General features: G+C 71.0%; 15 protein-coding genes and 1 tRNA gene. 7 read left to right on the forward strand and 9 right to left on the reverse strand.

Annotated elements, in window-relative coordinates; translation table 11 throughout:
- The first annotated feature begins 21 nt into the window (after nt 1-21).
- A complete protein-coding gene (locus tag Pta02_RS17730; RefSeq protein WP_203875959.1) occupies nt 22-597 on the forward strand; it encodes a HEAT repeat domain-containing protein in 576 nt (191 codons plus the stop codon).
- Here the strand turns inward: Pta02_RS17730 and Pta02_RS17735 are convergent.
- Both Pta02_RS17735 and nth read right to left on the reverse strand, forming a co-directional pair.
- Entirely contained in the window at nt 544-1,188 is a 645-nt protein-coding gene (locus Pta02_RS17735) for an NUDIX hydrolase (protein WP_373872391.1), read from the reverse strand. The two genes, Pta02_RS17730 and Pta02_RS17735, sit on opposite strands and share 54 nt — an antisense overlap.
- Nucleotides 1,189-1,281: 93 nt before the next feature.
- Nucleotides 1,282-2,001: an endonuclease III gene (gene nth, locus Pta02_RS17740; RefSeq protein ID WP_203875960.1), complete on the reverse strand. Its 720-nt coding sequence runs from the start codon at nt 1,999-2,001 to the stop codon at nt 1,282-1,284.
- Nucleotides 2,002-2,161: 160 nt separating this feature from the next.
- Here nth and Pta02_RS17745 point away from each other — a divergent pair, with 160 nt between their 5' ends.
- Nucleotides 2,162-2,842 (forward strand): Crp/Fnr family transcriptional regulator, encoded by a 681-nt coding sequence (locus tag Pta02_RS17745; RefSeq protein ID WP_373872392.1) that lies wholly within the window; start codon nt 2,162-2,164, stop codon nt 2,840-2,842.
- A gap of 20 nt (nt 2,843-2,862) precedes the next feature.
- Here Pta02_RS17745 and Pta02_RS17750 read toward each other — a convergent pair whose 3' ends face one another.
- From Pta02_RS17750 to sp36, 4 genes are all read right to left on the reverse strand, one after another.
- Nucleotides 2,863-3,654, reverse strand: coding sequence for an MBL fold metallo-hydrolase (locus tag Pta02_RS17750; protein ID WP_203875961.1), 792 nt, complete (start codon nt 3,652-3,654; stop codon nt 2,863-2,865).
- 76 nt (nt 3,655-3,730) lie between these two features.
- A complete protein-coding gene (locus tag Pta02_RS17755) occupies nt 3,731-4,567 on the reverse strand; it encodes an NUDIX hydrolase (RefSeq protein ID WP_203875962.1) in 837 nt (278 codons plus the stop codon).
- An 83-nt stretch (nt 4,568-4,650) separates the two neighbouring features.
- Nucleotides 4,651-5,109, reverse strand: coding sequence for a RidA family protein (locus Pta02_RS17760; protein WP_203875963.1), 459 nt, complete (start codon nt 5,107-5,109; stop codon nt 4,651-4,653).
- Between the two features lie 5 nt (nt 5,110-5,114).
- Complete coding sequence (gene sp36 / locus Pta02_RS17765; RefSeq protein WP_141703503.1) at nt 5,115-5,270, reverse strand: Sp36 family protein; 156 nt, start codon at nt 5,268-5,270, stop codon at nt 5,115-5,117.
- 165 nt (nt 5,271-5,435) lie between these two features.
- Here sp36 and bagA point away from each other — a divergent pair, with 165 nt between their 5' ends.
- Entirely contained in the window at nt 5,436-6,440 is a 1,005-nt protein-coding gene (bagA, locus tag Pta02_RS17770) for an ATPase BagA (protein ID WP_203875964.1), read from the forward strand.
- Nucleotides 6,441-6,489: 49 nt separating this feature from the next.
- Nucleotides 6,490-7,665 (forward strand): ATPase BagB, encoded by a 1,176-nt coding sequence (gene bagB / locus Pta02_RS17775; RefSeq protein WP_239130824.1) that lies wholly within the window; start codon nt 6,490-6,492, stop codon nt 7,663-7,665.
- Between the two features lie 125 nt (nt 7,666-7,790).
- Here bagB and Pta02_RS17780 read toward each other — a convergent pair whose 3' ends face one another.
- The gene (locus tag Pta02_RS17780) at nt 7,791-8,087 is read right to left on the reverse strand and encodes a WhiB family transcriptional regulator (RefSeq protein WP_068898049.1); all 297 of its coding nucleotides are present in this window, start codon (nt 8,085-8,087) and stop codon (nt 7,791-7,793) included.
- Between the two features lie 301 nt (nt 8,088-8,388).
- Between Pta02_RS17780 and Pta02_RS17785 the strand changes: the two genes are divergently transcribed.
- A complete protein-coding gene (locus Pta02_RS17785) occupies nt 8,389-10,593 on the forward strand; it encodes a transglycosylase domain-containing protein (protein WP_307837474.1) in 2,205 nt (734 codons plus the stop codon).
- Between the two features lie 141 nt (nt 10,594-10,734).
- Here Pta02_RS17785 and Pta02_RS17790 read toward each other — a convergent pair whose 3' ends face one another.
- Nucleotides 10,735-11,190, reverse strand: coding sequence for a GatB/YqeY domain-containing protein (locus tag Pta02_RS17790; protein WP_203875966.1), 456 nt, complete (start codon nt 11,188-11,190; stop codon nt 10,735-10,737).
- 89 nt (nt 11,191-11,279) lie between these two features.
- On the opposite strand from Pta02_RS17790, the gene Pta02_RS17795 reads away from it, so the two are divergent.
- Both Pta02_RS17795 and Pta02_RS17800 read left to right on the forward strand, forming a co-directional pair.
- Nucleotides 11,280-12,179, forward strand: a complete 900-nt coding sequence (locus tag Pta02_RS17795; RefSeq protein WP_203875967.1) for a metallophosphoesterase — start codon at nt 11,280-11,282, stop codon at nt 12,177-12,179.
- Nucleotides 12,180-12,248: 69 nt separating this feature from the next.
- Nucleotides 12,249-12,322: transfer RNA gene (locus Pta02_RS17800), tRNA-Pro, on the forward strand.
- A 157-nt stretch (nt 12,323-12,479) separates the two neighbouring features.
- Here the strand turns inward: Pta02_RS17800 and Pta02_RS17805 are convergent.
- Nucleotides 12,480-13,220 (reverse strand): hypothetical protein (locus Pta02_RS17805; protein ID WP_203875968.1); only part of this gene is annotated, 741 nt, incomplete at its 5' end.

The raw sequence follows: 13,220 nt of genomic DNA on the forward strand, positions 1-13,220 counted from the left end.
CTGTGCGGTTATCGTGGCCGCATGGCGACGATCGGGGGACCGGTGCCGGTGGAATCGCTGGTCGAGACGGCACTGCGAGACCCGGACCAGGACGGTACGGCGCGCTGGCAGGCCATCGCGGCCCTGCACGAACGCGGGGACCTGGAGACCTTCACCGCCGCGCGGCGCCTGTGCGGCGGTCCCACGACCGCCGAGCGCATGCTCGGGGTCGACATCCTCGGGCAACTCGGCTTCGTCGACCGGAGCCTGCCGATCCTGCGCTTCATGGCCGCGAGCGAGGACGACCCGACGGTCCTGCACTCGGTGCTGATCGCCTTCGGCCACCTGCGCGACCGCCGCGCGCTGCCCTCGGCGATCTCGCTGTCGGAGCACCCCGACGCCGGCGTGCGGTACGGCGCGGCCTACGCGCTGCCGAACATCATGGGCGACCGGCCCGACCCCGCGGGCATGGCCGCGCTGCGCCGCCTGGCCGCCGACCCCGACGACGACGTGGCCGACTGGGCCTGCCTGGGGGTGGCGCTGGTGAGCGGCGCGGCGGGGTCCCTAGCCGCGGGAGGCGAGGTTCAGGACGTCCGGGGGCAGATCCTCGACCCGTGAGCCGTCCCAGGGCAGCGCGAAGCCCGAGTCGTCGAGCACCCCGTCGAGCACGCCCGCGGTGAAGCCCCACACCAGCAGGCCCCGCACCCGGAACGCGGGCCCGGAATAGCCGCTGGGGTGGCGCAGCGTGAGCCGGTTGGCCGGGTCGGCCAGCTCGGCGATCGGGACGCGCTCCACCGACTCCACCTCGTCCGGCGAGGCCGCGTGCACGGCGCAGGGCGTGTGCCACCAGCCGATGACCGGGGTCACCCGGTTGTCGCTGCGCCAGATGTACAGCTCCGGCATGGTGCCGACCACGTGGACGCCGGCCGGGTCGAGGCCGGTCTCCTCCTGCGCCTCGCGCAGCGCCGCGGCGATCGGGCCGTCGTCGGTGGGGTCGACTCCCCCGCCGGGGAAGGCGGGCTGCCCCGCGTGCCGCCTGCCGCGCGAGCTGCGCTGGATCAGCAGCACGTCGGGACCGCAGGGCCCCTCACCGAACAGCAGCAGCACCGCGGCCGGGCGTCCGCCGGACTCCGGCGGGCGCATCGCCGGATGCACCGGCGCTCCCGCCGCCCGCTCCGCCAGCGTCTCCAACCACCCAGGAACTCGCACGGGCACACCTCCGATCTTCTCCAACGCGGCGACCCCTCCGGCGCTTCCCGGCCGCGGACCCGTTCGGCGGGAGCGCGAGGAGAAGGGACCGGCTCAGGAGAACGGACCGGGCCGTACCAGCTTCGCGGCCTCGGCGGGATCCGTGGGGCCGGTGCCGTACGACGGGCACAGGGCGGCCAGCGGGCAGGCGCCGCAGGCGGGCTTGCGCGCGTGGCAGATGCGGCGGCCGTGCCAGATCAGGCGGTGGGACATCATCGTCCAGTCGCGCCGGGGGATCAGCTCGGCGACGACCTGCTCGATCTTGACCGGGTCCGTCTCGGCGGTCCAGCCGAAGCGGCGGGTGAGCCGCTGGAAGTGGGTGTCCACGGTGATCCCCGGCACCCCGAAGGCGTTGCCGAGCACCACGTTGGCGGTCTTGCGCCCGACCCCGGGCAGCGTCACCAGGTCCTTCAGCCTGGCCGGGACGTCGCCGCCGTAGCGCTCGCACACGACCTGGGCCATGCCGATGATGCTGCCGGCCTTGGCGCGGAAGAAACCGGTGGACCGGATGATCTCCTCGAGTTCCGCGCGGTCGGCCCCGGCATAGTCCTCAGCCGTGCGGTATTTGGCAAAAAGCGTGGGGGTCACCATGTTGACCCGTTTGTCCGTGCACTGTGCGGACAGGATCGTGGCGACCAGGAGCTCTAGGGGGGAGCGGAAGTCGAGCTCGCAGTGGGCGTCGGGGTAGGTTTCCGCCAGGATCCGATCCATCCGCCGGGCGCGACGGACCAGCGCGAGCCTGGACTCGCCTGCCGGGCTGCCTTCTCGGAGCATCCCGACAGCTTATGCTCCCGGGGCCCTTCCAAGCCCGGCGGTGGGATAGGTCACAATGGCTGTTGCGGATACCGAAGATGAGGACGCGGCGTTCGCGACAGCACCATAGCGAGTGCGGCGAACGGGCCGACGATGGGTGATCCGTGAACAAGGAGGCATTGTGAACACCGAAGACGTGCTGGGCAAGGCCCCTCTCTTCGCCGCGCTCGACCGTGAGAGCGCCGCCGCCCTGCGCACGAGCATCTCGGAGGTCCGCCTTTCCAAGGGACAGACCCTCTTCAGCGAGAACGAGACCGGCGACCGGCTCTACGTCGTCCTCGAAGGCAAGATCAAGCTCTCCAGGACCGCCCCCGACGGCCGGGAGAACCTGCTCAGCGTGCTCGGCCCCAGTGAGATGTTCGGCGAGCTGTCGCTTTTCGATCCCCGCCCCCGTACGGCCTCCGCCATCGCGCTGACCGACGTCCGCCTGGCCGGTCTCGGCCACGACGACCTGCGCCCCTGGCTGACCGGCCGCCCCGAGGTCGCCCTGCACCTGCTGCGCGCCCTGGCCCAGCGGCTGCGCCGTACCAACGACGTGCTGGCCGACCTGGTCTTCACCGACGTCCCCGGCCGGGTCGCCAAGGCCCTGCTGGACCTCGCCGACCGCTTCGGCCAGAAGATCGACGACGGCGTCCGCGTCCACCACGACCTCACCCAGGAGGAGCTGGCCCAGCTGGTCGGCGCCTCACGCGAGACCGTGAACAAGGCCCTGGCCGACTTCGCCCAGCGCGGCTGGCTGCGCATCGAGGCCAAGGCCGTGGTCATCATGGACCTGGAGCGCCTGCACAACCGTTCGCGCTGAGCCCTCCGGGGCCCCCTCCCTCACGCCCCGTCGAGATAGTCCAGCTGGGCCCGGACCGACATCTCCGCCGCCGGCCAGAGCGAGCGGTCCACACCCGCGTAGACGATCTCGACGATCTCCCGGGGCGTCGCGGCGCCCCGCTCGCGCGCCTGCCTGATCTGGTCCAGGCGCCGCCTGCGGTGCGCGACGTAGCCGTCCAGCGCCGCGATCGGGTCCGGCAGCACCGGGCCGTGGCCGGGCAGCAGCGCCTCGGCCCCGACCCGCTCGGCGGCGGCGCGCAGCCGGTCCAGGGAGCGGAGATAGTCGGCCAGGTCGCCGTCCGGGGCGATGACCGTGGTGCCCCGGCCGAGCACGGTGTCCCCGGTGAGCATCGCCCGGTCCCGCGGCAGCCAGAAGCAGAGCGAGTCGAACGAGTGGCCGGGCGTGCCCACCACGTGGATTTCGAGATCGCCTGCGACGACCACGTCGCCGTCGTCCAGTCCCTCCTCGCCCAGCCGGTGCCGGGGGTCCAGCGCCCGCACCGGGGCCCCGGTCAGCTCGGCGAACGCCCGCGCGCCGCCGCTGTGGTCGTGGTGGCCGTGGGTGAGCAGGATCGTGACGACCCTGCGGCCGCGCAGGTGCTCGGCGACCCGGGCGAGGTGCCGGGGGTCGTCCGGTCCGGGATCGACGACCAGCACGTCCTCCCCCCGGCCGATCACCCAGGTGTTGGTGCCGTCGAGGGTCATCGGGGAGGGGTTGGGGGCCAGCAGGTTGAGCGCGTGCGCCGTACCCGATCCGTCCGGCCCCTCCAGAGGAATCCGGAGACCGCTCATACGATCTCCTCGCCCGGCGGCTCGGAGTCCGCATCCGCGGGCACCCTGCGCTCATCGACTCGCTCGCTCCGCTCGCTCATGCGACGCCGAATCGGTAGTCGTCGTCCAGGACGATGTGCATCTCGCCGTCCACCTCGGCGATCCTCGGCATGAGGGTGACGATCTCCCGCTCGGTCCCGAGCACGTCGCCGACCTTCTCGTAGGCGGACAGCTCGTTCAGGGTCCGGTACGTGGGCGGCATCAGGAAGATCTCACCGGCCCGGGCCCGCGTGATCGCGTCGGCGGGCCGTGCCCAGGTGACCTGGTCGGCCTCGCCGCCGACGTCGCGGGTGCGCTGGCCGGGAGGGAGCGCCGCGACGAAGAACCGGGTGTCGAACCGCCGGTGCTCGACCTCGGGGGTGATCCAGTGCGCCCAGGGACGCAGCAGGTCGGAGCGCAGGACCAGGCCGCGCCGGTCGAGGAGGTCGGCGAAGGACAGGCTCCGCTCGATGAGCGCGAGCCGGTCGGCCTCCCAGTCGTCACCGGTGGTGTCGGCCACGACGGAGCCGGCCGACGGCCCGGCGAGCAGTACCCCCGACTCCTCGAAGGTCTCCCGTACGGCCGCGCAGACCAGGCCGCGCGCGGTCTTGTCGTCGGCCCCGAAGACCGCGCCCCACTCGGCGGGCGAGGGCCCGGCCCAGGCGACCGCGTGATCGGTGTCACGCGGGTCCGCCGAGCCGCCGGGGAAGACGTAGGCGCCCGCCGCGAAGGCCATGCTCGCCTTGCGCCGGAGCAGGTAGGTCTCGATCCCCTCGCGTCCTTCGCGCAGGATGACCACGGTCGCGGCATCCCTGGCCGGGACGGGTTCCACCCGCCCGGCCAGGATCTCCCGGGCACGCTCGCCGAGCTCTCCGGGGAGCGGAATCCCACCCATATCTGAACCTTTCCGCCGAATATCAGAACATCACTCGGTTTTCAGGGTTCATCATGTGGCACGGCTCCCACCGCGGACAACGGTCAGCGGACCTCGGCGATCAGCTCGACCTCGACCGGCGCGTCGAGCGGCAGCGCGGCGACGCCCACCGCGCTGCGGGCGTGCTTGCCCGCCTCGCCCAGCACCTCGCCGAGCAGGTCGCTGGCGCCGTTGACGACCTGCGGGTGAGCGGTGAACCCGGGGTCGCTCGCCACGAAGCCGACGACCTTGACGATCCGGACGATGTTCGACAGGCCGCCGGCCACCGAGGCCACCGCCGCCAGGGCGTTGAGCGCGCAGATGCGGGCGAGCTCGCGGGCCTCCTCGGCGCTCACCTCGGCGCCGACCTTGCCGGTGGCCACGAGCTTGCCGTCCACCATCGGGATCTGGCCCGAGGTGTAGACGTGGTCGCCCGTGCGCACGGCCGGGACGTAGGACGCCAGCGGCGTCACGACCTCGGGCAGGGTCAGGCCGAGCTCGGCCAGTTTCTCCTCAGGCGACACCGTGCCTACTCCTTCGGGCGCTTCAGGTAGGCGACCAGCTGCTCGGGGTTCGGCCCCGGCACGACCTGCACGAGCTCCCAGCCGTCCTGGCCCCAGTTGTCGAGAATCTGCTTGGTCGCGTGAACCAGCAGCGGCACCGTCGAGTACTCCCATTTCGTCATGCGAGACAGCGTAGCGATCCGGCCCGGGCGGGACCGTGACGGTGCGGGCCGCGCGGGTCACGCCTTCGCGCCGGGGTGATGCTCCGGGGTGATATCGGGTGTGAGCCGCGTCCCAAACGGCGGCCCACGCGAATCGGCAAGTAACCGTTGGGTAGCCTTCGAAACGTGAGTTCGCGCGATACCGACTGGGATGGTGTACGGCTTCACGTCGTCACCGGCAAGGGCGGCACCGGCAAGACCACGGTGGCCGCCGCACTCGCCCTTGCTCTCGCCGCGGACGGCCGCAAGGTGCTCCTGGTCGAGGTCGAGGGGCGACAGGGGATAGCGCAGATCTTCGATCTGCCGCCGCTGCCGTACGAGGAGCGGCGCATCGCCGTCGCGCCCGGCGGCGGGGACGTCCACGCCCTGGCCATCGATCCCGAAGAGGCCATGCTCGAATACCTGGAGATGTTCTACGGCATGCGCCGGGCGGGCCGGGCGCTGAGCAAGATGGGCATCGTCGACTTCGCCACCACCATCGCCCCGGGCTTCCGCGACGTCCTCGTCACGGGCAAGACCACCGAGGCCGTCCGCCGCAAGGGCAAGAACGGCAAGCGGATCTACGACGCGGTGGTGCTGGACGCGCCGCCGACCGGGCGGGTGGCGCGGTTCCTGAACGTCACCAACGAGGTCGCCGGTCTGGCCAGGGTCGGGCCGATCAAGAACCACGCCGACCTCGTCAACGGCGTCGTCTCCTCACCCGAGACGGCCGTGCACTTCGTCACGCTCCTGGAGGAGATGCCGGTCCAGGAGACCCTCGACGGGATCACCGAGCTGCGCCGGGTGGGCCTGCCGGTCGGCGGCGTCTTCATCAACATGGTCCGCGGCGCGCTGCTGCCCCAGGCGACCCTCGACGCCGCCTCCGCGGGCCGGTTCGACCCGGCGGACCTGGCGCTGGGGCTGAAGGCGGCCGGCCTGACCGACGGCGGGTCGAAGGCCACCGCCCTGGCCGACGCCCTCGCCCGGGAGGTCGAGGAGCACGCCCGCCGGACCGAGCTCGAACACCAGGAGCGCGCCTCGCTCGACGCCGCGGGCCGTCCCCGCTACGAGCTGCCGCTGCTGGCGGACGGGGTGGACCTGGCCGGGCTCTACGAGCTGGCCGAGGCGATCCGCACCCAGGGGGCGGCGTGAGGGTTCGCGGCGTGAGGGTTCGCGGTGTGGTGAAGGTTCAGGGAGTGGCGTGAAGGTGCAGGGAGCTTCAGGGAGCAAGGTGAAGGACGTCCCGCTTCTCGATCTCGACGCGATCATCGACGACCCGAACACCCGGATCGTCGTGTGCTGCGGTTCCGGCGGCGTCGGCAAGACCACCACGGCGGCCGCCCTGGGGCTGCGCGCCGCCGAGCGCGGGCGCAGCGCCGTCGTGCTGACCGTGGACCCCGCGCGGCGGCTGGCCCAGTCGATGGGCCTGACCGAGCTCGACAACACGCCCCGGCGTGTCGCCGGGACCAAGGGCGAGGGCACGCTGCACGCCATGATGCTCGACATGAAGCGGACCTTCGATGAGATCATCGAGGCGCACGCCGACCCCGATCGAGCCCGCCAGATCCTGACAAATCCCTTTTATCAGTCTCTTTCGTCCAGCTTCTCCGGCACGCAGGAGTACATGGCGATGGAGAAGCTCGGCCAGCTCCGCCGATCGGGCGACTGGGATCTGATCATCGTGGACACCCCGCCCTCCCGCTCCGCGCTGGACTTCCTGGACGCGCCGGAACGGCTGGGCCGCTTCCTGGACGGCCGCTTCATCCGCATGCTCACCGCACCCGCCAAGGCGGGCGGGCGCAGCGCCTTCAAGCTGCTCAACGCCGGGTTCGGCCTCGTCGCCGGGGCGATGACCAAGCTGCTGGGCGCGCAGGTCCTCAAGGACCTGCAGACCTTCGTCTCCGCCCTGGACGCCGTCTTCGGCGGGTTCAGGGCGCGCGCCGAGCAGACCTACAAGCTGCTGCAGGCCCCCGGGACCGCGTTCGTGGTCGTCGCCGCACCCGAGCGGGACGCCATGCGTGAGGCGTCGTACTTCGTGGAGCGGCTGGCCGAGGAGCGCATGCCCCTGGCCGGACTGGTGATCAACCGGGTCCACCTCTCGCCCGCGGCCGTGCTGTCGGCCGCCCGGAGCGCCGCCGCGGCCGAGGACCTGGAGTCGCGGGGCGAGCACGAGCTCACCGCCGCGGTGCTGCGGCTGCACGCCGGCCGGATGCAGCTGGCCGCGCGAGAGAGCCGCCAGCGCGACCACTTCGTCTCCGCCCACCCCACGGTGCCGGTGGCTCAGGTCCCCGCGATGCCCGCGGACGTGCACGACCTGGACGGCCTGCGCGAGGTGGGAGAGCTGCTGGCCGCCCAGCATCAGACGTCCAGGCAGTAGACGGCCGGCCGTACAGCGCTGAGACGGCCGGCCGTACGGCGGTGAGGCGCTCTGCCGTACGGCGGGCCGTGAGCATGGTGAGGCCGGCCGCGCGCCTTCGCGCAGCCGGTCTCACAGGGCGGAGATCAGCCTGCGATCAGCTCGTTCGTCCGCTCGTACTCCTCTTTGGCGAGTTCCAGCAGGTCCCGCCAGGAGTCGACGTCGGGTCGCCGGCGCAGCAGCGCCCGGCGTTCGCGCTCGGTCATCCCGCCCCACACCCCGAACTCGATGCGATTGTCCAGCGCATCGGCGAGGCACTCGGTCCGGACCGGGCATCCTCGACAGATCAGCTTCGCTCGGTTCTGGGCAGCGCCCTGAACGAACAGCGCGTCGGGATCCGCACCCTTACAAGCCGCACTGGAGGTCCAATCCGTGATCCACATTCGACCCCACTCCCCTTAGGTGGTCAGTCGTGACTTGGGGGGCCGACGGGCGCGGTCGTCGAGCCTCCGTATTCAGTTGCCGCAGAAAGAGACCGTACGCAATCAGACGTTCGGGCGGACAGCCCCCGGCGGGACCAATTTCCCGCATGGTTCTCCAGGGCCATGTGGCCGGGAATGACTAGTCACCTCTTCCACGGGCAGGAACCAGTCAAGCAGAAACATGCTTCCGTTACCGTTTGAACCATCCGCCCGACGTACTCTTGGACTCGTGCAAGCTCAAGGCAAAGATCAGAGATCAGCAGTGGGGAGCGTGCTGCGGCTCGTGGCCGCAGGCGCCGCCGCGGGGGTGCTGGTCGCTGCCATCGCGCTTCCGGCAGTGGGCGGCGCGGGCGTGACCGTCAAGTCCGCGACGGAGGAGCTGCATCTGCAGCCCGAGGACCTCAAAGAGCCTCCGCTGCCCGAGAAGACCGTCCTGCTCGACTCCGACGGCAAGCAGTTCGCCCAGTTCTACTATGAGAACCGCGAATCCGTCAGTCTTGACCAGATTTCCGACGTCATGAAGACGGCGATCGTCGCGATCGAGGACTTCCGGTTCTACGAGCACGGCGCCCTCGACCTGGAGGGCACCTTCCGCGCGGCCGTCAAGAACTTCTCCGGCGGCGGCGTCGTCCAGGGCGGTTCCTCGATCACGCAGCAGTACGTCAAGCTCGTGCTGTTCAGCAGCGCCGAGACCAAGGAGGAGCAGGAGGCCGCCATCGCGCCCACCTTCTCCCGCAAGCTCAACGAGCTGCGCTACGCGCTGGCCATCGAGGAGAAGTACACCAAGTCGGAAATCCTTGAGCGCTACCTCAACATCTCCTACTTCGGGGCCGGGGCCCACGGCATCCAGGCCGCGTCCAAGCGGTTCTTCAAGAAGCCGGCCTCCGAGCTGACCCTGTCGGAGGCCGCCACGCTGGCGGGAGCCGTACAGAACCCCAGCCGGACCGACCCCAACGCGGGCAAGGCGGCCCGCCAGCGGCTCCTGGAGCGGCGCAACATCGTGCTGAACCGGATGCAGGAGCTCGGCAAGATCACCCCGCAGGAGGCCGCGGAGGCCAAGGCCAAGAAGCTCGGGTTCAAGGACAACCCGGTCCCCGGCGGCTGCGACGAGAGCGACTTCCCCTACTTCTGCCTCTACGCCCAGTACGAGATCCTCAACAACGAGGACTTCGGGAAGACCGCCGAGGCCCGCAAGAAGTTCCTCCAGCGCGGCGGTCTGACGATCAAGACGACGCTCGACCGGAAGGCCCAGCTGGCCTCCGAGAAGGCCATCGCCAAGTACGTGCGGACGACCGACAAGCCGGTCGCCTCGCAGGCGATGATCGTCCCCGGCACCGGCGCCATCAAGGCGATGGCCGCCAGCCGGAAGTTCGGGCAGAACAAGAAGAAGAACCAGATGGGCTACAACCTCGCGGGCGACGTGCTGCACGGCGGCGGCGCGGGGTTCCAGGCCGGATCGACGTTCAAGCCGTTCACCCTGCTCACCGCGCTCGACCAGGGCATGAAGCTCAACGACGGCTTCGGCACCGGCGCCGGCTACCGGGCCCCGAGCGAGAGCGCCTTCCGCGACTGCAAGGGCAACCGGGTGGGCGAGCCCTCCCACGAGGTGAACAACTCCAGTGAGAGCGGCGGCGGGTTCAAGACCCTCACCACCGGCACCCTCGGCTCGGTGAACACCTTCTTCATGCGCCTGGAGCAGGAGGTCGGGCTCTGCAACGTCGTCAAGATGGCCAAGAACCTGGGCATCAAGCGCGCCGACGGGGCCCCGCTGAAGGAGTTCGAGACCTTCACCCTCGGCATCAACGAGATGGACCCGGTGACGGTCGCCGCCGCCTACGCGACGATCGGCGCCCGCGGCGCCTACTGCAAGCCGATGGCCATCACCGAGATCCGCGACCGCAACGGCAAGGCCACCACCTACAAGCCCAAGTGCAAGCAGGTCCTGGACGAGGAGGTCGCCGACGCGGCCTCGCACATCATGTCCAACGTGTTCACCAAGGGCACGATGACCGAGGTCGGCGGCATCAACAGGCCGGCCGCGGGCAAGACCGGCACGACCGACGCCTACACCGCGGCCTGGTTCGCCGGTTACACCCCCGACCTGGCCTCGGCGGTCAGCCTCGGCGACCCGCGCGGCGCCTTCGAGCACGACCTGGTCGGCGTGACCATCGGCGGGCGTTACTACGGCTACGTGTACGGCGCGACGATCTCCGGCCGCATCTGGAAGGACTCCATGCTCGGCGCGCTGAAGGGCGTCGAGCCGACCTCGTTCACCCCGGTGAACATGGAGCGCTTCGGCGGCTGCTCCGCCGGCCGGTGTGCGCCGCCCAAGCCGATCAAGAAGCCCGACAGGGGCGGTGACGGCGGCGGCCGTGACAACGACCGCGGCGGTGGCGGTGGCGGTGGCGACGAGCCTCCGCCGGGCTGGGGCGAGGACCCCAACGGCGGCACGCCCATCGTCCCCTGACGCGGGCACGTCACCTCGACGACGTCAGAGCCCTCTCCGGCATACCGGGGAGGGCTCTGACGGTTCCGACGGTCTCGGGCGAGTCCCGGACCGTCAGGCGGGTCTCAGGCCGTAGGCGGGTCTCAGGTCGTCAGGCGGACCTCAGGCCGTCAGGCGGGCCCGTACGGCCTGGGCCACCCGGCCGCCCTCGGCGCGCCCGGCCACCTTGGGGTTGAGGACCTTCATGACCTGGCCCATCGCCTGCGGCCCTGAGGCCCCGCTCTCGGCGACGGCCTCGTCCACGAGCGCGGCGAGCTCCTCGTCGGACAGCTGGGCCGGGAGGTACTCCTCCAGCACGGCCTGCTCGGCCAGCTCCGCCTCCGCCTGCTCGGTACGGCCGGCGCCGCCGAAGGCCTCGGCCGCCTCCCGGCGCTTCTTGGCCTCCTTCGTGAGCACCTTGACGATCTCGTCGTCGGTCAGCTCGCGCGAGGTCTTGCCCGAGACCTCCTCGACGTTGACGGCGGCCAGGGCCATACGGATCGTGCGGGTGCGGATCTCGTCCCTGCTCTTCATCGAGGCCGTCAGATCGGCCTTCAGCTTGTCCTTCAATGCGGTCATGCGGTCCATCTTGCCCTCTCACCAGCCCGGTTGTATCCCGGGTTTCCCTTCGGGCGGGATGCGGAGCCGGACTCGGGCATGATGGGAAGGTGAGGAAAGCAGTAGCGGTGCCCCTGTCCCTGCTCGGTGCCGGTCTGGCCGGTCTGGCCTACGCCTCGGTCATCGAGCGCAACGCGTTCCGCCTGCGGCGCTTCGACGTGCCCGTGCTGGAGCCCGGTCAGCGCCCCGTGCGCATCCTCCAGCTCTCCGACCTGCACCTCACCCCCGGCAGGCGGCTGCTCATCAACTGGGTCCGCTCCCTGGGCGACCTCAAGCCCGATCTCGTGGTCAACACCGGCGACTCGATCGCCCACCCCGAGGCGGTCCCCCCGCTGCTGCACGCGCTCGAACCGCTGCTGTCCCGACCGGGCCTGTTCGTGTACGGCTCCAACGACCTGTACGCCCCCGTGCCCAAGAACCCCGCCCGCTATCTGTGGCGGACCTCCAAGGGCGACAAGCGCCAGCACACGCCCAGCCTGCCCTGGCAGGAGCTCGGCGCCGGCATGTCGGCCGCCGGCTGGCTCGACATGAACAACACCACCGCCCGCATCAAGGTCGGCGACCTCGACGTGGCCGTGGGCGGCATCCACGACTCCCACATCGACCGCGACCGTTACGACGTGATCGCCGGTCCCGCTCCCGCGGACGCCGACCTGCGCCTGGGCGTGATGCACTCCCCCGAGCCCCGCAACATGACCCGCTTCGCCGCCGACGGCTACCAGCTCCTGCTGGCCGGTCACACCCACGGCGGCCAGCTGTGCATCCCGTTCTACGGCGCCCTGGTCACCAACTGCGGCATCGACCGCGCCCGGGTCAAGGGCCTGAGCCGCCACGACTCCGCCTACCTCCACGTCTCCGCCGGCCTGGGCACCAGCCCCTACGCCCCGGTCCGTTTCGCCTGCTACCCCGAGGCCTCCCTCCTGACCCTGGTTCCCCGCCGCCGGACCTGACGCCCGGAGTGACACAAGCACCCACGAAGTCCGCTAGACTTTCCCAAGCACGAGCAAGACGGCGTGCACCGGGGTGTAGCGCAGCTTGGCAGCGCGCTTCGTTCGGGACGAAGAGGCCGTGGGTTCAAATCCCGCCACCCCGACCCAGCAAGGCAGCCAGAAGGCCGCTTCCGAAGATCGGAAGCGGCCTCTCGGTTTTCTACGGTCCTCTCGGTTCTCCACAGCGGAGACAAGCGTTTCCACCGTGGAGACAACCGGTGATCGGCGTGTCTCCGCCCCTCCACCACGTCTCCCGCCTCTTCACGCGCCGGGCGGGGAACCCCCGCTCGACCGCGACGCATCCCGTGCGCGCAGGACGGCCACCCGCTGCCGACGCCGGATCTCCAGCAGGCGCTGAAGCGTCTGCCCGGTCCGGCGCTGAATCGTCACCGCCCTGCGGTGGATCTGTTCGCACTGCCGGACGAGCTCTTGGCTGCGCTGCCGTAAGAGGCGTACGTCCGCCACGAGTCGGCCGGTCCGGCCGCTCACGTCGCCGGTGAGGGCAGCATGCGCCGCCTCGGCCTGCCATGAACGGCCGTACGGCTCACGCTCGAAGGCGGCCTGTTCGCGATCGGCCCGCGCGGCGACTCGATCCCGCGCGTCGGCCTGACGGTCATGACGTGCCTGCAGGCGATCCTGCCGCGCGGCGGCCTCATCGGCCTGCGCCGCCGCTCGCTCCTTGCCCGTCAGCACCCACATGCTGCGCAACTGGGCACGATCCCAGGCTGCGCGTTCACGGTCGGTGGCGCGCAGTTCCAGCTCCGCCGCCCACCGCTGCGGCCTGCCCCCGTCATCCGCGTCGGCCATCTGATCGCGCCGCTCGGCCGCCCGATCGCGCCGCTCGGCCGCCTGCAGCAGGACGTGAAGGGCGGCATCGGCGGCACCGGCCTCTGCCTCGGCCGCACGCCTGTCGCGGTCACGCTGATCGGCCGCCTGGTCACGCTGATCGGCCGCCTGGTCACGCTGATCGGCCGCCTGGTCACGCTGATCGGCCGCCTGGTC

The sequence above is a fragment of the Paraplanobispora takensis genome (genome assembly GCF_016863195.1).
Classification (GTDB): Bacteria; Actinomycetota; Actinomycetes; order Streptosporangiales; family Streptosporangiaceae; genus Planobispora; species Planobispora takensis.